The sequence below is a fragment of the Sunxiuqinia sp. sy24 genome (genome assembly GCF_052677165.1).
Genome location: NZ_JBQYLH010000003.1, coordinates 255358 through 274501, shown reverse-complemented (window position 1 = coordinate 274501; position 19144 = coordinate 255358). Strand labels below are relative to the sequence as shown.

Here is a 19144-nt window from a genome sequence, read left to right as displayed (position 1 = left end):
TCCGCACTATACTTTTATAATTCCTTGTTCTTCAATAATTTCAACTTCTTGCTTTTGGATCAGTTGGTAATCCTTATTTTGCAACATTTTATAATGCTCGGACGACAACCATAAATTTGGCATTAATTCATACACAGGATCGTCTTTAAGATAGTAGTGGTAATATTTCTTGTCTTCTCCCTTTTTTACTTCCTGCTCGATATCACAGATGGATTCTGAAATAACCAAGCTACTCTCTTGGTCCCCCTTACATTTCATTACCCGAACATTATCTAATGCGACCGTGATAAAATCATTTTCGTTTTCCTGGTTAACAAGCTTAATTTGAAAGGTACTGTTTGGGATTTCTTCAATCGATGAAACCGGGTGTTTAAATTTAAAGCTTATGCCTCGCTTATATCTGATTGTTTTCCCGTCATCCCACTCAGCAAATGCCTTCGCTCCACCATACTCTTCCGCAACGTCATACCAATGTTTACTTTTCACTTTAATTGATATCTGATAATTCAATTCTTGCAAGGTCTGCATCTTGTTGTCGTTTTTTTGAGTCTAAAGATTAATCACCGAATTTAACAATATTTGTGTTAATTTTTTTTCGATTGCATTTAAAAAATAAAAATAGTTTTCAACATACTGAACGAAACTTACTGAAAACAAGCATTCCTAAATTGTTTTCACTACGCTAACAAATGTTTACAACGAACTGTATACAGCATACAAACTGTTTTCAAACCGTAAACACAAACTGAAAACAGGTATACAATCCGTAAACATCTATGTAAACCCGGTAAACAATTTCAGTTAACGGGTAATCCATCATCGGAATTCCGGTAAACCAATAAAGGATTACCGGTACACCAATAGAGGTTTACCGGTAACATACCGGAATACCTAATAAGGAAAACCGGAATACCAGTGGGAAATACCCACTGAATACTAAAATATTCCGAATAGATACTATAGCATCCCTAAAGAATTCCAGTTTAATACCTGCAAGATACCTGGATGCCAAATTTAGGATGCTAAAAGAATCCCAACACAAGACTAGAATTCGAAAACTTTAAAAATTGATATTTGAAAAATAAGGTGGGGTTGTTTATGCCAATTGAAATTTATCAATCATTATCTGTAACGATGGATTCTTTTTGACCATGCTATCTAAATCCAAAAGAGGCTGATTCGATTTCACTCTATTTTTTATAAAATAATCGGAAATATCAAACCCTTTCGATTTGTCGAATGGTGTTGCTTTTTCCTCTAGCAATGAAGAGACTTCCACTTTAAATCCAATTTTATTTAAATCAGATGCTTTTTGTTTCCATCTTTCATATGCTCCCAGGTCTGGATAAAATACAATTTTTCTGTCTTTATAAGCCTTCATTCGATGACTATTCAAATTTGATAATCCCCCGGAAGCAATCCATAAATAATCTGAAACGACGGCTGTCATGACCAAAGCTGTCTTTTCACTCTCAACTATAGCAATTGGTTTGTCTGGATAAGTTGAAAGTAAGTGTTCGCCAAAAAAGCAATACTCAGGCCTTTGATCTTGTTTATTAAGCTGCGTATGAACTGAAGAAATATGAGGGAAAGGATGTTTTATTCTTTTGCCTGTTTCCCGATCAAACAACATGATTTTACCCTGCCCTACTTGACCTCTTACATTGATTTGCCAAAAGAGTGTCGCTCCATCCCAAAGCTTTGAAGTTCCAACCTGATAAAGTGAAATTAAATCTTTGGTTTTGGGGATACCAAAAAGTTGAGAAAGAAATTGAAATAGATTATTATTCTCGTAGCTACAAAGTGTTTTTTGAAAAATATCCTTCGCTATATAAAATGGTTCTTTCCGAGGTTTTTGAATTACCTCATTGATAATAGCACTTCCAACTGGCACCATGTGGTAACCACATTTCACCTCTCGATCACAACGCCCATGGGTTGGATCACAGTAATGATCGGTTTCCTGATTAAGATATCTGACAAATCGTTTTTCGCCACATCCTGGGCAAATAAACTTCTTTGATGAAGTATCCAATTGATATTTGAAGGCCATAGCGGAGATTATAAAACGTAACAAGTGTAACGCCCGTAACAGTGTTACACTTGTTACAACTGTTACTGATTTGAATTACGATCAATCACTCGTTTTACCCTCATTTTATTCGTTTCCAGCTTTTCCGCAATCTTTCCGAAGGATAAATCAGGATCATTTCTGTGTTCCTCTAAAATCTGTCGATCTACCTCATTCATTTCCTCCTTACTGCGAACATGCAGATGATCTGATTCAGTATCCATCTGCTGATAGTTGAATAATAGAAAATTCAAATCTTTTTCAATCGTAAAAACAACTACATTTTCAGCGCCAAATAAATAAGCTGAATTCCTCGACTTAATTTGTTTTACATACTTGAGAGATTCATCTTTTGCACTCTTGCCAATAGCAAAAATGCTATCAGCAAAATTGGAAAGAAATTTTGATCCATTGATATCAGAACTGGTTAACGGCCTGGATAGATCACGTTTCGGAGTATGGGCCAAAACCAAAATTGAAGTGCCATATTTATTATTTATCCATTTCAGCTTTTGCATAATGGGCTGAATATTCTTCGATTTTTCAATCTCTTTGGCAATGTATGTCAGATTATCGATGATGACAATTTGGACGTTATGCATTGAAATATAAGTCATTATTTCATTGCAGATTTGTTCTTCTATCGGGATATCGGTCTTCTGCAGAAATTCATCGAGATTTAATTCTGCTCTGAAAAAATTTGGCGAAAACAAATAGTGATTCCAATACTCCTCGGAATAACGATTCTCAAATTGCTTGTCGCTCATTTCAAAATCGCAATAAAGAACATTAAAACTTGAGCTACACCTTCCAAAAGGTTCAATACTTGTTTTATTGGTTAGTGCATCAGCAATCTGAACCGCAAAAACTGATTTGCCAGCATTGGTATCTGCAAAAAGAATTGCCAATTCGCCCTGGAACCACAAACAATCCAAAAGCGGCAGTGGAATAGGTTTTGATTTTGCAGCTTCTATCCATTCATTTGCCGTTTTGACTTCTAGTACTTTTGATTCTCCAGAAGACATCGTGTTCTTTGCAAGGTCTCGATGAAGGTCAGCCACATTGAGCTGACCTTCAGGATATAGTTTTCTTAGCTTATCCATTATAGCCTCCTTTCAAATAATTGTCCACATCTGAGGCTTTGTAATAGATCTTTCCTCCAACTTTTGAAAAAGGCAATGCCTTTGAGTCACGCATATTTTGCAGCGTTCTGGGACTAATCTTTAGAAGCTCCATCACTTCCTGATTGTCCAACCAGGTTTCAGAGAGCTTTTTACTGTTTTTTACTTTGTCGGCTTTTAACTCTTGTCTGAGTGAGCCTATTTCATCAAATATTCTGTTGAGCTTTTGCTCTTCTATTAATGCATACATAACTTAGATTTTAACATTAGAATTATGTATTTACCGTCAAATGCGCGCTATTGAAAGAATACAAAGCAAAGGAAGGGCAAGAAAAGCAAGAGAATGAAAATTAGATTCTGAAATCGCCAACTTCAGAACTTAAGAAAATAAGACACAGATAATCTGGGTTTTATGGGGATAAAATCAAAATGATAATTTTACATTTAAGAATTAAGACCAAAAAGATTTTTTAATTGACGCTCTTCTTTTGGAGTTAGTTGAGTCTTTGACCCACGCAAATAATTAATCGGAATCAATTTCCCATATGGTTCAATGAAATTTTCGGTCATTAAGGTTTGGAATTTATAATGTGGTTTCACTATTCCATTCGTTTTCAGAAATTTTATTACCGCAAGAAGTTTTTTGGCATCGGATACCTCAATTTTCTGGGGAAGAACAGAATCCTTGAAAAGTAACCGAAAAAGAGTTAAAAAGGAATTCTTCGGAAATAGCTCAAAATGATCTTTCAGTGAGTAATATAATTCTTTTATGTAGTCATTGTCAGTTGCTTCATCTTTAAATGGATCCATGATTGTAAAAAGTGGCTTTTTCTTCTTTTCAGCTACATCATCGACTTCTTTTGCTCTTTTTTTAGATTCCTCTGCAAGCTCCTCCAATAAACTATCCAGTGGATCTTTACCTTCAGATATTACTCCAACGGAATTTAAATAATCCTGTAACTTGTTTCGTTGCCTCGTATCATCAGATTCATTCTCTTCTCGCTCACCAAATCGACGTGTAAGATAGTCTATTGGCAGACTAACATTTATCTTCGATGGAAGATATTTGAGAAATTCATTAATTTTTTCAACCCAATAATGCTTGTAATTATATAGTTCATTTTTAAGAAAATCATCATCCAAAAATTTTAAATAGACATGTTTTATATAGCCGACTTCATCCACATACGGAGGGTCAAATCGATAAGTCATTAATTTATCTCCCAATTTGATATCCGCCGAGAAGTGATCTTCCAGAAACCAGTATATTTCTGAAATGCCTTCAATGATAGCAACTTTACTAAATGCTAGTGTCAAAGGTGTTTTTTGAAATTTTATTTCATATCGAAACAACGGGGTGTTATCAACCTGAGGAATAATTCGGCTCGTGAGCTCATGGCTAATTTCATGATGAATTTTCGAAAGATCACTTAGTATAAATTCCAGGCTTTTACAACCAAAATCTTTCCTTGTCGAATTCCTTTTTACAAGATTGAAAAAATCATCATTCTTCTGATCGATATCTCTATCAATTTGATGATATATTTCATCTCGAAATACTGATTCCGGAAATAAATTTTTGTCTTTAATTCCTTGATAAAAATTGACAATCTCAAAAACATCTTCCATAAGCGAACCTTTGGGCTGGAAACAAAAATTTCTAAATCTCAAATATTTCACGATACATCTTTTCAATCGCTTTTACTTCTTTTACCTTAAGCGCTTTGAATTCCTTTGACAATGCACGTTTGGATAGCGTTCCATTGTTTTGTTCGAGAAAACGAACCAACGTAGCGACGAATTTATCCGGCATTTCGAACTGATCATCAATGAATCGTTTAAATTCATCATATTTAAGAATGTAATTGACTTCTTCTGGGATGATCCGATTAATGGTATCAAAAACACATTCAAATAGAAATTCGGCTTGCTGGGTGGCATCAAAGTAACGGTAATAATCAACGGTCTCATTCAAAACCCGAACATTATGATCCGGTGTTATTTCCCAATCAATTAATTCTAAAACAGGATGAGAATAAGCTTCCAAAACGGTTCGATATTGATTAATCCTATCAAGAATGGAGGCTGAAATAGGAAAAATAATGCCTTGTTGGGCAATATTCATTTTTGCTAAGAGATGATGAATCAGATAACGATGAAGTCGGCCATTTCCATCTGAAAATGGGTGAATAAAAACAAAACCAAATGCAATACTTGCAGCAGCCAAAACAGGATCGTAGGACTCATTATCCATGAGTTCCGAAGTTTCTATCACCCCATCCAGAAGTGTTTCAATATCTTCCCATCTAGCGGAAATATGGTCTGGAATCGGATCACCATTCACTCGTTCACGATCACCCACAAAGCCACCCTCTGTTCTAAATCCCATCTTGGTAAATCGTTTACTTTCGATGATGATTTGCTGCAACCGTAATAATTCGTCTTTTGACAATGGATACCTCCCAGCCTCTCCTATGGCTTTGCCCCAACGCAAAGCGCGGTTTGTGCCTGGGTTTTCTCCTTCAATGGTAAATGACGCCTTTGAATCCTTTAGCAGCAGGAAAGATGCAGCGCGCTGCATCACATCTTTATGGATCCCTTTTATATAGTTGCTTTTCTGATCCTGCAAATTGGAAGAAACAAATTTTTCGAGCCTTTCTGTTTTATAGATGAGTGGACAAAAATCAGGAGTTCCTGGCAAATTATTGATAATTCGATGTCTGGATGATCTTTCCCCTTGAACAGCAAACTGGATATTTTCATCAATCAGGGGCACAAAATTACCTTGCTTCAGGTCTGGAATCTCAAGTGAATGATTCATGAGCCATTCATATAAAAACCAGATTCTCCGGCTGTACTGGCTTGTAGGTTCCAGCTGAACAATTTCTGCCAGTTCGTTTTGATCAATACATTCAAATAGCTTTTTAAATACTAACAGATTGATGCCTTCATATTTTAAAGCAAAAACCAGTTGCCGATACAGTGTATTGTCAGTTTTGTACTTTGGCGTAAAGACCATCCATTCGTCAGTTTCATACTTTCTTTTTTTCTGACTAATTAAAGTGAGTTTGGCGGGAAGCGTGACAGGCAACTTAAAGTTTTCAATAATTGCGCCATAGCCCTCAAGGAATCCCTCTTCTGGTGCTTGCCTTCCGTGAAAAATAGTTATTTGTGGAGAAATACATTTATTCTTCATACTACTTTGGGAAAAATACTTACACCAAAGATAAGGGAAAAACAATTACAAAAAGAGAATAATGGTTACAAAACACTAAATAAAAGGAAATACGATTACAACAAAGAGCCGATTATTCCAATATTTTCACTACTTTTAACTCAGCAAACAAAAGCAACCAGATACACAAAGTAGTGTTTTTTCGAGGTGGCAATTCGGGAGTTTGCAGATTTTTGAAAAGTTAAGTGCTTTATTTTTAGTAATATAAATGCAGGGTTCGATTCCCGGCAGCTCCACTGAAATACAGACAAGGTCAACCAATTAAGGTTGACCTTGTCTGTATTTAGTCAGCCAGCAAGAAAACTCTTCCATCAACTCAGCTTATGCTATAGCTTCACTGTTTCTCCTTATAGGGATTTAAAAGATAAAGGAGGGAATAAAATAACTTTACTTCCTCCTTAATAATTTAAATATTCTCTTTCGCTGATTTCGATACCTTCATCCATTGTTTCAATTACCAGGTCGGTGCTTGAGTCGATCTTATACTCAGAACCGCCTTGACTTTTGGCTCGATAGTCGTGGGTGCCTGGGATTGACATGATCACCCGTCCATAAAAATCATTGCGAAGGAATACGGTTTGGCCAGCCCTTAGTTTGTTGACTATCCTGTCAAAAAGCCTTTCTGTTGTTGGTTTACTTTTTGTCATGTTCCGAAATTAGAAGGTTGAGCTCAATAAATTCATTAACGGTTAGTTCGGATAAGGGTTTGCTCTCCAGTTCAGTTTTTCAGATCAGCTGTTCATAGAGGGTTAAAGTCATTTATCGTATTTGATGATGGCACCATTACCAGCCAGAAATTCATCTTCAGGAGGAACTAACCAGTGAAAAGCAATTATTTCCCATGTCTATTTGATAAAAATAATGACTGTCCTTGGAGAGAAATATTCTAACGTTTTTTCTTCCTGCCAGTAATGCCGAAAGTCCGAACAATCGCTGAAAACACTTGTTTATTAATTCGGATTTGTAAATCAAGTCAAGGGGAAATAACCCGCCATTATGAAAACATTAATAATAACAAATCGCTAGATGTGGGGATGTTTTTAAGCCCAAACATATTCTATTTTTGCGACCCAAAGTACAAGGGGTGCTAATTTGATAATTTGTATGGACTCTCGTCCCCGAGGCACAATTGATAAAAAAGTAAAAAGGCAGCTATGAAATTTAAAGAAGGAGTATGGACCAGTTCCATCGAGGTGAAAGATTTTGTTACACGTAATATCACTCCCTATTCAGGTAATCACGACTTTTTGGTAGGCCCAACAGAGCGTACCTCGCACTTGTGGGATACTTGTAAAACGGCACTAAAAGAAGAGCGCGAAAGAAAAGGGCTTCGCAATGTTGATACACAAAACGTGTCAACGATGAATGCGTTTAAAGCCGGCTATATTGATCAGGAAAATGAAGTCATCGTAGGTTTGCAGACTGACGAATTGTTAAAACGTGCTATGAAGCCTTATGGAGGCTTCAAAGTGGTGCAAAAGGCTCTTTCGGAGCACGGTCTTGCTCCAGGTGAGCTTATCACCGAATGTTTCAGTAAATACACGAAAAGCCACAACGATGGCGTATTTGATGCTTACACGGAGGAGATCCGTAAGTTTCGTTCGTTGGGATTTTTAACCGGGCTGCCTGATAACTATGCAAGAGGCCGTATTATTGGTGACTACCGACGCATAGCCCTTTACGGAATCAACCGATTGATTGAAGCCAAAAAAGCTGATTTGGATGGCATTCATGGCCCAATGACCGATGCGACCATTCGTTTGCGCGAAGAGGTGTCGGAACAAATCAAAGCACTTTATGCCATGATTGAGATGGGTAATATCTATGATCTCGATCTTAGCCGTGCGGCTGAAAATGCCCGCGAAGCTGTTCAGTGGACGTACATGGGCTACCTGGCTGCCGTGAAAGAGCAGGATGGTGCTGCTATGTCACTGGGGAGTGTGTCGTCATTCCTGGATGTTTTTATTGAAAAAGACTTAAATGACGGTGTAATCACCGAAGAAGAAGCGCAAGAATACATCGACCAGTTTGTAATGAAATTGCGCATGGTTCGTCACCTTCGCATGGAAGCTTATGAGCAGATTTTTGCCGGCGACCCAACCTGGGTAACCGAGTCAATTGGTGGGCTTTTGATTGACGGGCGTAGCAAAGTGACCAAAACGTCATTTCGCTTTTTGAATACTTTATACAATTTAGGGCCGTCACCGGAGCCAAACATCACCATTTTGTGGGCGAAAAACTTGCCCCAAGGGTTCAAAGATTACTGCGCGAAAGTATCGATCGAAACGTCATCCATTCAGTATGAAAATGATGATCTGATGCGGACAAGCGCCAATTGCGACGACTACGGTATTGCATGCTGTGTATCGATGCAGGAGCTGGGGAAACACATCCAGTTTTTTGGAGCAAGAACTAACTTGGCCAAAACCCTGTTGTTGGCTATTAACCGTGGACAGTGTGAAAACACCGGAACACAAATTGTGGATGGCATTCCAGCGCTGAAAAACGAATACCTGGATTACGACGAAGTGGTTGCCAACTTTAAAGTGGCGATGAAAGAAGTAGCTCGCGTTTACAACGAAGCCATGAACATCATTCACTACATGCACGATAAGTACTACTACGAAAAAGCGCAGATGGCCTTGATCGATACCAACCCGAAAATTAATATCGCTTACGGTATTGCCGGTCTTTCAATTGTTGCCGATTCATTGTCAGCCATTAAACATGCCAAGGTAAAACCCATTCGCGATGAAAACGGATTGACTGTTGATTTTGAAATTGAAGGCGATTTCCCAAAATACGGAAACGACGACGACCGGGTAGACCATATTGCCCGCGACGTGGTGAGCCATTTCAATAAAGAATTGTCACAACACAAAGTGTACAAAGATGCCAATCCAACCTTGTCAGTTCTGACTATTACTTCAAACGTTGTTTATGGTTTGAAAACCGGAGCTACACCTGATGGACGTGGTAAAGGAGTGGCTTTTGCACCGGGTGCAAACCCAATGCACGGACGTGACACACACGGTGTCATCGCTTCGTTGAACTCGGTAGCCAAAATTGACTACAAGGATTCAAAAGATGGTATTTCGAATACCTTGTCGGTCGTGCCTAAATCACTGGGATCAACTCCGGAAGACCGGATTGCCAACCTGGTGCGCACGCTGGATGGTTACTTCGGGTCGAATGCACAGCACCTGAACGTGAACGTTCTTGATCGTGAAACGCTGATCCACGCCATGGAGCACCCTGAGGAGCATCCTCAGCTGACGATCCGTGTGTCGGGATACGCCGTTAACTTTGTTCGCCTTACCCGCGAGCAGCAGCAAGAGGTGTTGACCCGTTCATTCCATGAGTCGCTATAAAACGATTATTTGCATATAACTTACATTGAAGACATTCTTGCCCCTGAAAAACGGGGGAGGGTGTCTTCTATTTTTAGGACTATGAGCCAAGCTGAAAAAACACTCTCTGTTCACTCCATCGAATCGTTTGGGACACACGACGGCCCGGGGCTTCGGCTCGTTGTATTTTTACAGGGCTGTAACCTTCAGTGTTTGTATTGTCAAAACCCCGATACGATGGCGATGAAGGGTGGCACAACAACCGAAATCGAAGCCTTGGTCAAGCGTGCCCGCAACATGAAAATCTATTTTGGAGATGATGGTGGAGTCACTGTCTCGGGGGGCGAACCTATGTTGCAAAGCAAAGCGCTCATTCCTTTTTTCGAGGCCTTGAAAGTGGAAGGTATTCACACCAATATTGATACCAATGGCATTGTTCGCACGCCGGAAGCGCTTCAGCTGATCTCTGATCTTTCCGATCTGGTTATGTTCGATGTGAAATCGACTACTGATAAGGGGTTTAAAACACTCACAGGTGTTTCGCGCTTGCAAGCCATGCTCAGCAACATTAAGCTGCGCGAAGCGAGTCAGTTGCCGTTTTGGCTGCGCTATGTGCTGGTTCCTGGTTTTACCGATAATGAACGAGATTTCGAGTGGCTGATTGAGCAATTTTCAGGCATGAACTACCTGGAACGGTTCGAAATTTTACCTTACCACAAACTGGGGCAATACAAATGGGAAGCCTTGGGCATGGATTACCAGTTGACGAATGTGGCTGAGAATACGCCCGAACAATTGGAGATTGTAGAACAAAAACTCACCCCTTATTTCAAAAAAGTAATTATAAAATAGAAACCGATGAGTTTATATTCACCCAAAGAAATCATCAAGGTTGCCGGGAAACTGGCTATAGATAAAGACGCTTATTCTGCAAAAAAAATACTGGTGCTTGCCTTTATGGCCGGTGCTTACATTTCCTTTGGCGGGCTGCTGGCTATTCTGATTGGCGGCGGTGTGCCCGGATTGGCTGCCGAAAACCCGGGAATTTCCAAATTTCTGATGGGGGCAGCTTTCCCCGTTGGGCTGATGATGGTGGTTATGGCCGGCGCCGAACTGTTTACCGGTAACAATGCTTACTTTATGCCCAATGTGCTCAGTAAAAAGCAACAATGGACAGCTCCTTTGCGCAATTGGGCTTTGGTCTATTTGGGCAACCTGATTGGATCGCTGTTTGTCGCTTATTTCCTGGTTCATCTCACCGATTTGGTAAGCGCTACTCCCTGGAGCGACAGCGTGCAGAACATTGCCCTGGGAAAAACCGGCAACCCTTTTTATAAAACCTTCCTGAAAGGCATTGGAGCCAACTGGTTGGTTTGTCTGTCTTTATGGATGGGCATGTCGGCGCAGCATACCTCGGGGAAGATTCTCGGCATCTGGTGGCCGGTAATGGCCTTTGTAACCATGGGCTTCGAGCACTCCATTGCCAATATGTTTTTTATTCCGCTGGCTATTTTTGAAGGGGCCGACATTAGTTGGACGGCTTTTGTGGTCGAAAACCTGATTCCTGCAACTTTAGGGAATATTGTTGGTGGAGGCTTCTTCGTCGGAACCCTTTATTGGTACACCTATGCCCGCGACTGAGTGAAAAGCTGATTGTGATGAACTGAAAAATGGTCGAAAACAATTGTTTTCGACCATTTTCTTTTGGTTTAGGTTTCGTAGCACAAAGCCGCAGAAAGGTTTTTCGTGTCAATTTTTTCTCTTGCTTTTACCCGCTGTCCGCTGCAAATTTCCATTCGCTGATCGCTTATAGTTCAGTGTATTTCTTAGCAGTTCCCCGGGCTTTTTCTACCGGGTATTTGGCTGCATTTTTCCGGATTTTATCCAATACGATCTCAAAAACATCCAAGTCATGTTTTTCTGCCAATAAAAAGGCATAAGCCAAAACATCGGCAAGCTCTTCCTTCAGCTTTTCGTGGTTTACATCAGTGAGCTCATGTTCTTTCTTCCAAAGAAATAATTCATTCAACTCTGCAGCCTCAATGGATAGGGCCAGTGCTAAATTCTTTGAATCGTGAAACTGTTTCCAGTTCCGGTCATCCCTGAATTCAATCAGTTTTTCGATCACTTTTTGATAATCACTCATAACGTCATTCAAAATTATCTCGAAATTAATCATATCGACTGAATGTTAGGTGATTTTTTTCTTTTTCCAACGCTTCCTGTTGATTTATTCTTTATCGTCTGCTTTAAAATTACATGCAGGGAGGGAATATTTCGTAGCAAGATGCTTAAAATAACTGTAGGGCTTGAATATAAGTAGCAGGGAAGCTAAAAAAACTAGCAGGGATAACTGAATGGCTACAGGGGCAGTAAAAAGCGGATGTTCTCCAATAAGAATCGCAAGACTTTCAGGATTTGGGCCTGTTTTTCAGTTTTGAGCAGACTTTCTTATACGGCAGCGTACTCTTAAATAACTTTTTGAGCTGGGGTTACTTTTAAGCACTCGTAAACCAGATTCATCGATTCTTGGTCATCGGCTAGTACAATCAGCTTATCCTTGGGTGCGATAATGGTTGCCCCGTTGGGGGTAAGGAATTCAGTCCCACGGTTGATCATTGCAATTAGCGCCGCACGGGGAAAGTGCAGATCGACGATTTTCTTGCCCGCAACTAAACCGTCTTCGGGAATCGTAATTTCCTTTCTTATTTTCTTTGCCTGCTCCGAAAGAAAGGTTTCATAAGTCGCCAGAGGATTAGTCAGCTCAGGCGCCGACACTTGCAGCCACCGGGCAATGGTGTTTAGCGTGGTCCCCTGCACCAGGACGGAGGTGAGCGAAATAAAAAATACAATGTTGAAAATCATATTTGCTTTTTCGATGCCGGCCAGCAGTGGGTAGGTGGCAAACACGATGGGAACGGCACCTCTTAGTCCAACCCACGAAATGTAAAGGCGTCGGTTCATTTTCATTTTGAAAGGCGTGAGGGCTATGAGTACACTTAAGGGGCGGGCAATAAAAATCAGAAAGAGTGAGATGACTAGCCCCACACCAATGACCGGCAAAATCTGCGACGGAAAAACCAGTAGCCCCAAGGTTAGGAACAGGACGATTTGCATGAGCCAGGCCAGGCTGTCGAACATCTTAATAATAGTTCCTTTGTGAATAAAATCCTGATTGGCCAGGTATACGGCACAAATGTAGATGGCCAGGAAGCCGTTTCCGCCTACAAAATCGGTTGCCGAGAAGGTGATAAACATCAGGCCAATTACCAGGGCTGGGTAGAGTCCTTCGTGGGTCAGCTGGATTTTATTGACAATGAATTTGGTGAGTTTACCAAACAAAAAGCCGGCTAATGCTCCAAGCAGCATTTGTTGCAGAAACAGTGGGATGATGGATAAGAGGCTTTGTCCGGGATTGGCCACCAGGCTTAAAAAGGCAATGGTTAAAATGTAAGCCATGGGGTCGTTACTTCCACTCTCCAGCTCGAGCGTGGGCTTTAGCTGGTTCTTGAGCCCCAGGCTTTTGGCTCTCAAAATAGAGAACACCGCCGCTGCATCGGTTGAGGATACAATGGCCCCCAGTAGCAAGCCTTCGTAAAGATTAAAGTCGGTAAGCCACCACACGAAGAGGCCCAAGCTGACTGCGGTAAGTAATACGCCCAGAGTAGAGAGTGAAATCCCTTGCCATAATACGGGTTTAATTGATAGCCAGTTGGTGTCGAGGCCACCGGAAAATAAAATGAAGTTGAGGGAGACCACACCAATAAACTGGGCCAGTTGTGGATTATCGAAATGAATCCGGCCGATGCCCTCGGAGCCGGCCAGCATACCTACGAAAAGGAATAAAACCAAGGTTGGAATTCCGAAGCGGTACGAGGTTTTACCAACTAGGATACTAATGAGTAACAGCAGCGAACCGACGAGTAAAATATTTTCAATGGTTAGATTCATACAGTAAAAGGAAATGGACTATTAGGGTTGTTAACACAAAAATGCTGATTTAGTTGGTTCAAATAAAGCAGATGACATAGTTGTTCTGTCTATCGGCATCTTTATATGGTGTTAAGGGCCAAATAGCACTTTACTCTGAATGTAATGGAAAGACTCCTGGAAGCCGTTGCTTTTTAATCGCCTTTCGTATTTTGGGGGTAAGCTACTGCTGAACGTATCGTTGAGGGAACAGGCTAAAAGCCTAGGGGAAGATGTGGAAAAACAGCCGGAAATCAGATTTCCGACTCAATGTAATAATGCAGGTTCTCTTTGGTAATGATGTCTAGTGGCAGGTATTTGATCGGGTTGATTTTTTTCTTGAACACAAGATGCTCGATGAGCAGCTGAATACCATAGTAGCCCTGACCTTTAGGGTTCTGATTGATCAGAAAGTTGATCGTCCCTTTGTTTAGGTGCGTCAGGTTCTTGTCCAGCAAATCATAGCCAATCAGTCGAAGCTTGTGTTGTTGGTTGTTTTCGAGGTAATCGGCCACGGCATAGGCACGCGAGGTACTTACAAAAATTCCGCGGGCATCGGCATTTTCAGCCAGCAGCTGATCCATTTGTTCGGCAAACACCCCACGATCGGAGCTGTTGTGCAGTTCGGTGCGCACGACCTTGAAGGAGGGCGTGTTTAGCTCATCAAAATAATCCATAAAGCCCTGCTCTTTTTTAATCAGGTGCGATGAGTTGGCCACATCTTCATCAATGTGAGCGATAATAAAGCTTACTGGGGCGCTTGCCAGGTAGCCGTAGTGTAATAGCTTGGCGGCTACCATGCCACTTTGGTACGAATCCTGACCAATATAAGCCAGCGGTTCGTAATCCGGAATATGGGTGTTAAACAGGTTAAAGGGGATTTGCTGTCTTTTCCAACGGTTTAAAAAAGTCAATGACTCGCGGTAAAAAACGGGAGCCAGCAAGATACCATCGTAATTCAGGCCGGATATTATTTCTGCTTCCTCTTTAAACGAATTGACATCGAATTGATTGAATATATGGTAGTAGACTGCCAGCCCATACTGCCGTAATTCCGCTTCGGCTTTGCGGATTCCTTTAGCCGGTTCTGCCCAGTATTCGTCCAACGAAGCGTCGGGGATTAAAGCGGCAATGCGAAATTCGCGTTTGGAAACCAGTGCTCGGGCCAGCATGTTGGGCTCATAATTTAACTCTTTGGCTATGGCAAGTACACGTTTCTTAACTTCTTCTGAAACCCGGCCACGATTATGCAAAACGCGGTCTACGGTTCCTGTTGAAACATTGGCAAGCTCTGCAATGTCTTTTATCCTAACGATATTTTTGTTGGGTTCTTTATTCTCCATAACTTCCTAAGTCAACGCCTCAGGCGCAAAAGTACTGATAAATTTTTTTTTATTAGCTTATTGAGAATAAGCTGTTGCGTTGTTTATCGTGTTGGCTTATTCAATTGTTCTTTTGAGGGCGTGCAAGGCGTTCATTTGCTGTTTTACAACAAAGGGAAGATTGGTCGTTGTCTTATAAAAAAACAAGATAAAAGAGGAAGCCATTGCTCCTCTTTTATCTTGGTAACCGGGTTGCCCAGGATTATAAAAATTCAATTTCTCCAAAGAATGGAGGTTGATGAAAATCAGGATTGTTGGTTTCAATGTTCTTCCAACTGATGTAATGAGGTGCTTTTAGGTCATCCCCACATTTGTAAAAGTTGGCCTGAGCCTTTACCCCTGATAGGCTGTCAATTTTGGTGTTTGTCAAAACCGCAATAGGGAGTTGAACAAACAACTGCCATTCGAAGCGGTGCGACTGGCCTTGCAGCCTGTTGATCTTCGTTTTGGTCTGAATCAGGCCAAGCGTTTCCGGAGCAATGGATTGCCGTTGGTGGCGATCCGGTCCGTAAGCGGCCAGGCAGGTTCCCAGGCTGTTGAATTCGAAATTGTAATAATTCGAGTCACCTTCAAAAGACACGAAAAACTCAACACAACTATCCGTGTAAACCGGGCTGTTGTGTTGACTGAAGCGGGCAAGTAGTTCATCCTCCTGAACCCGGTAGCTTAGAAAAACCGACTCATTGTTATGAGCGATTTTGAAGCCGACTACGGGTTTGCTGGCTGGTGTCTCCCAGGGGAAACAGGCCACTGCATTCTCCTTCATCCCGTCAAAAGCGGTACTTAAGTCATCCTGCGTGTTGACCAGCGTGAGGAGTTTTGGAATTTCTAACTTCATTTGCTCTTGGTTGTTTCGCTAATTTGCTGAATTATTTGCTCGATCTCCGTAAAGTTCTCTTCCAGTTTTTTCACCAACTGGAACTGGGCGCGGGCCCGTTGCAAGTTGTGGTGGGGAGAATGAATACGGTAATAATTATCGCCGTCAATATAGTCGCTTAAGAAACGAACACCCATGATGAAGGGCAGCATCAGGCAGCCTTCAGACAACGATTTGATTTCGTTTTCCGTTAGGGTAGCGCCTGTTTCGCCGATAAATCCTTCGGAAAAAGCCTTGAAGACATTCATGTTGAGCTGGATTTTCTCCAGGTCCTTTTCATCTTCATCGGCGGTGTTGATTGTTGTTCTAACAGCATCACCAAAGTCATAGGCAATATAGCCTGGCATAATCGTATCCAGATCAATTACGCAATGCGCTTCGTCGTTCTCATTCAGCAATACATTGTTGAACTTGGTATCGTTGTGTGTAATGCGTAAAGGCAGTTGTCCGGCGTCTCCCATTTTTTTGATGGTTGTCATGCGCTCGGCTCTTTCCTTCACAAAATTTACTTCGTCAGCTACCGTTTTCAGACGGTCAACAGGGTCTTTGGCGATCGCTGTATCCAGCTGATTTAAGCGGTGCTGCATGTTGTGAAAATCTGGCAACACTTCAAAAATCTTGTTTGGATCAAGGTCAGCCAGCGATGAAATAAACCGACCATAACCTTTACCGCCTTCGCGGGCCTGCTTGTCGTTTTCAATCAGGTCGTAGCTACGGGTACCTTTCAAAAACAGATAAACACGCCAGTAGCTGCCGTCGGTATGCTGGTAGTAGGTTTTTGCATCCAGCGCAGGGATCAAGGTTAAAATTTCACCTTTGACCGTGCCAGTGGTGTCGTTTTTCTTTTGTTCCTGCAGATGGTGGATAACCGTCTGGATGTTGTTCATCAGCTCTTCTACATTGGTAAAGATGCTGTTGTTGATCTTCTGAAGAATATAGTCCGGCTGTTGCGCATCGGCATTCTTTACCCGGTAGGTTTCATGAATGTGACCTGAACCATAGGCTTTCAGTTCGCCTACAGTTCCTTGAATTGCAAATTGCTCTGCAATTTTTTTGATTTCATTTTCAGTCATAAGGTGATTTGTTTAGAATTTATAACGCTTGAAAGCCTCGATGGCTTCGTATTCTGTTAGTCCTAGTTTGTCGTATAGTTTAGCTGTTCCTCTGTTGCGGTCTTCCGCACGTTGCCAGAATTCTCTTTTGTCTTTTCCAGGGAATACTGGTGAGTCTTTTTGAGACTGGTGTTTGAAAATTGCTTTCCGTTTTTTCATCAACTCTTCCGGGCTAATTGGAATGGCCATTTCAATATCTTCGATAGCCCACTCGTGCCATGCACCGCGATATAACCAAACATAGCAGTTCTGCATCCATGGCTCCGATTTTAAGCGGTCGATTGCCTTGAAAATAGCGTTCAAACATACGGCGTGCGTTCCGTGTGGATCGTATAAATCGCCGGCAGCGAAAATTTGGTCTGGTTTTATTTCTTTGAGCAGTTCAACAATAATGTCGACATCAGCTTCCGATAAGTCGTTCTTAGTAACACTTCCGGTTTCGTAGAAAGGCAATTCCAAAAAGTGAGCGTTTTCGCTTGGCACACCACAGAAACGACAAGCAGCAGATGCTTCGCCTTGTCTGATCAAACCTTTTATTTTCAGTACGTCCGGGTTGTTGTTCGGATCTTGGTTTGGATCGTTGATGGCATCAATCAGTTGCTTGTGTACGGCTGCAACCTGATCTTCGGCTACATTGAACTTTTTGGCGAAGCCTAAGATGAAATCCGTGAAACGATGAGCGTCGTCGTTGAACACGGCAATATTTCCTGATGTTTGGTAGGCAACATGCACTTCGTGTCCCTGGTCAGCCAGACGAAGCAGTGTTCCTCCCATTGAGATAACATCATCATCGGGGTGTGGGCTGAAAACGATTGATTTTTTAGGAAATGGATTTGAACGCTCAGGGCGGTTTTTGTCATCGGTATTTGGTTTTCCACCTGGCCATCCGGTAATGGTTTGCTGAAGCTGATTATGAATTTCCAGGTTTACAGCGTAGGCAGAACCTGCAGTCTTCAATAATTCAGCTAATCCCCATTGTTTATAATCATTGTCGGTTAATTTCAAAATTGGCTTGCCTGTTTGTTGTGATAACCAAACGACCGCTTTTTTCTTCAGGTGGCTGTCCCAGGTGCAGAATCCAGTTAACCAAGGGGTCATGTATTTGCTTAAGCCAGAAGCTGCAGGCAAGTCAGCAACGCAAAGCACATTGGGGTGCTTTTGCAGGTAAGACGCTGGAACCTCACTGTTCACAGGGCCTTCAATGGCTTTGGCCAGAATGCCGGCTTTACCTTCGCCCCAAACAGCCATAAAAATTTTCTTCGCATTCAGAATAGGGCGAATTCCCATTGTGATGGCCCGAAGTGGCACATGCTCTTCTCCACCAAATGCTTCAGCAGCATCTTCGATGGTTACTTTATGTAACTGAATCAGACGAGTGCCGGTAGTATCTGTTGATCCGGGTTCGTTAAATCCAATATGTCCAGTTCTTCCTATACCTAACAACTGTATATCAAGATTGCCCAGTTCCGCAATCTTACGATCGTATTCAGCACAGAAATCATCAATTTCTGAAGGGGCTAACATGCCATTAGGAATGTGCACGTTTTCCGGCTTAATGTCGATATGATTAAAAAGGTTTTCGTGCATGAAGTAGTGGTAGCTTTCCTTGTTGTCCGTTTCAAGCTGGTAATACTCATCGAGGTTGAATGTGACTACATTGCTGAAACTCAAGTCTTCTTCTTTGTGAAGACGAATTAATTCACGATAAATACGCAGGGGACTGCTACCTGTAGCCAAGCCTAAAACGGTTGGTTGGCCGAGTTCATTTTTCGCTTTAATAACGGCTGCAATTTCTTTGGCAATAAATGCAGAACCTTCTTCTTTGTCACTAAAGATACGAAGTGGGACTTTCTCCGTAGTTGTAGGTAAGTCTTTTGTATTCATTTGATTATTTATTTTGTAGATGTTTTTATAACGCTATTCGATCGCCTAATTTGGGGCTAAAGTAGTATCTATTTTTTGATGGGAAAAGTTTTTTGTGAAAAATGTGTGTACGTGCACACTTCTTTTAATATATTTGTGCAGTT

16 protein-coding genes are annotated in these 19144 nt (G+C 41.4%); 3 read left to right on the top strand and 13 right to left on the bottom strand.

The genetic code is table 11. From position 1 onward, the window contains the following. Positions 1 to 6 precede the first annotated feature (6 nt). The 7 genes from ACUNWA_RS04715 to ACUNWA_RS04685 form a co-directional block, all read right to left on the bottom strand. Positions 7 to 528, bottom strand: coding sequence for a hypothetical protein (locus ACUNWA_RS04715; RefSeq protein WP_445590731.1), 522 nt, complete (start codon positions 526 to 528; stop codon positions 7 to 9). A 568-nt stretch (positions 529 to 1096) separates the two neighbouring features. Then, positions 1097 to 2053: a DUF6371 domain-containing protein gene (locus ACUNWA_RS04710; RefSeq protein WP_445590730.1), complete on the bottom strand. Its 957-nt coding sequence runs from the start codon at positions 2051 to 2053 to the stop codon at positions 1097 to 1099. Positions 2054 to 2115: 62 nt separating this feature from the next. Further along, positions 2116 to 3174 carry an AAA family ATPase gene (locus ACUNWA_RS04705; protein ID WP_445590729.1) on the bottom strand — a complete coding sequence of 353 codons (1059 nt, stop codon included), beginning with the start codon at positions 3172 to 3174 and terminating at the stop codon, positions 2116 to 2118. Continuing rightward, entirely contained in the window at positions 3167 to 3442 is a 276-nt protein-coding gene (locus ACUNWA_RS04700; protein WP_445590728.1) for a helix-turn-helix domain-containing protein, read from the bottom strand. The genes ACUNWA_RS04705 and ACUNWA_RS04700 overlap by 8 nt, the downstream gene beginning before the upstream one ends. Positions 3443 to 3636: 194 nt before the next feature. After that, entirely contained in the window at positions 3637 to 4821 is a 1185-nt protein-coding gene (locus ACUNWA_RS04695; RefSeq protein WP_445590727.1) for a hypothetical protein, read from the bottom strand. A gap of 31 nt (positions 4822 to 4852) precedes the next feature. Continuing rightward, complete coding sequence (locus ACUNWA_RS04690) at positions 4853 to 6388, bottom strand: Fic family protein (RefSeq protein WP_445590726.1); 1536 nt, start codon at positions 6386 to 6388, stop codon at positions 4853 to 4855. A gap of 437 nt (positions 6389 to 6825) precedes the next feature. Continuing rightward, entirely contained in the window at positions 6826 to 7074 is a 249-nt protein-coding gene (locus tag ACUNWA_RS04685) for a hypothetical protein (protein ID WP_445590725.1), read from the bottom strand. Between the two features lie 507 nt (positions 7075 to 7581). On the opposite strand from ACUNWA_RS04685, the gene pflB reads away from it, so the two are divergent. The 3 genes from pflB (at position 7582) to ACUNWA_RS04670 (ending at position 11418) form a co-directional block, all read left to right on the top strand. Next, positions 7582 to 9798 carry a formate C-acetyltransferase gene (pflB, locus tag ACUNWA_RS04680; RefSeq protein WP_445590724.1) on the top strand — a complete coding sequence of 739 codons (2217 nt, stop codon included), beginning with the start codon at positions 7582 to 7584 and terminating at the stop codon, positions 9796 to 9798. Between the two features lie 81 nt (positions 9799 to 9879). Beyond that, positions 9880 to 10629: a pyruvate formate-lyase-activating protein gene (gene pflA / locus ACUNWA_RS04675; RefSeq protein ID WP_445590723.1), complete on the top strand. Its 750-nt coding sequence runs from the start codon at positions 9880 to 9882 to the stop codon at positions 10627 to 10629. 6 nt (positions 10630 to 10635) lie between these two features. Further along, positions 10636 to 11418: a formate/nitrite transporter family protein gene (locus tag ACUNWA_RS04670; protein ID WP_445590722.1), complete on the top strand. Its 783-nt coding sequence runs from the start codon at positions 10636 to 10638 to the stop codon at positions 11416 to 11418. Between the two features lie 166 nt (positions 11419 to 11584). Here the strand turns inward: ACUNWA_RS04670 and ACUNWA_RS04665 are convergent, their stop codons facing one another. From ACUNWA_RS04665 to nagB, 6 genes are all read right to left on the bottom strand, one after another. Beyond that, positions 11585 to 11956, bottom strand: a complete 372-nt coding sequence (locus ACUNWA_RS04665; RefSeq protein ID WP_445590721.1) for a nucleotide pyrophosphohydrolase — start codon at positions 11954 to 11956, stop codon at positions 11585 to 11587. A gap of 290 nt (positions 11957 to 12246) precedes the next feature. Next, positions 12247 to 13728, bottom strand: a complete 1482-nt coding sequence (locus ACUNWA_RS04660; RefSeq protein ID WP_445590720.1) for a potassium/proton antiporter — start codon at positions 13726 to 13728, stop codon at positions 12247 to 12249. A gap of 272 nt (positions 13729 to 14000) precedes the next feature. Then, complete coding sequence (locus ACUNWA_RS04655) at positions 14001 to 15089, bottom strand: LacI family DNA-binding transcriptional regulator (protein ID WP_445590719.1); 1089 nt, start codon at positions 15087 to 15089, stop codon at positions 14001 to 14003. A gap of 241 nt (positions 15090 to 15330) precedes the next feature. After that, positions 15331 to 15966 (bottom strand): carbohydrate-binding family 9-like protein, encoded by a 636-nt coding sequence (locus tag ACUNWA_RS04650; protein WP_445590718.1) that lies wholly within the window; start codon positions 15964 to 15966, stop codon positions 15331 to 15333. Next, positions 15963 to 17078 carry a phosphotransferase enzyme family protein gene (locus tag ACUNWA_RS04645; RefSeq protein WP_445590717.1) on the bottom strand — a complete coding sequence of 372 codons (1116 nt, stop codon included), beginning with the start codon at positions 17076 to 17078 and terminating at the stop codon, positions 15963 to 15965. The genes ACUNWA_RS04650 and ACUNWA_RS04645 overlap by 4 nt, the downstream gene beginning before the upstream one ends. A 12-nt stretch (positions 17079 to 17090) precedes the next feature. Beyond that, complete coding sequence (gene nagB / locus ACUNWA_RS04640; protein ID WP_445590785.1) at positions 17091 to 19013, bottom strand: glucosamine-6-phosphate deaminase; 1923 nt, start codon at positions 19011 to 19013, stop codon at positions 17091 to 17093. Positions 19014 to 19144: the final 131 nt, after the last annotated feature.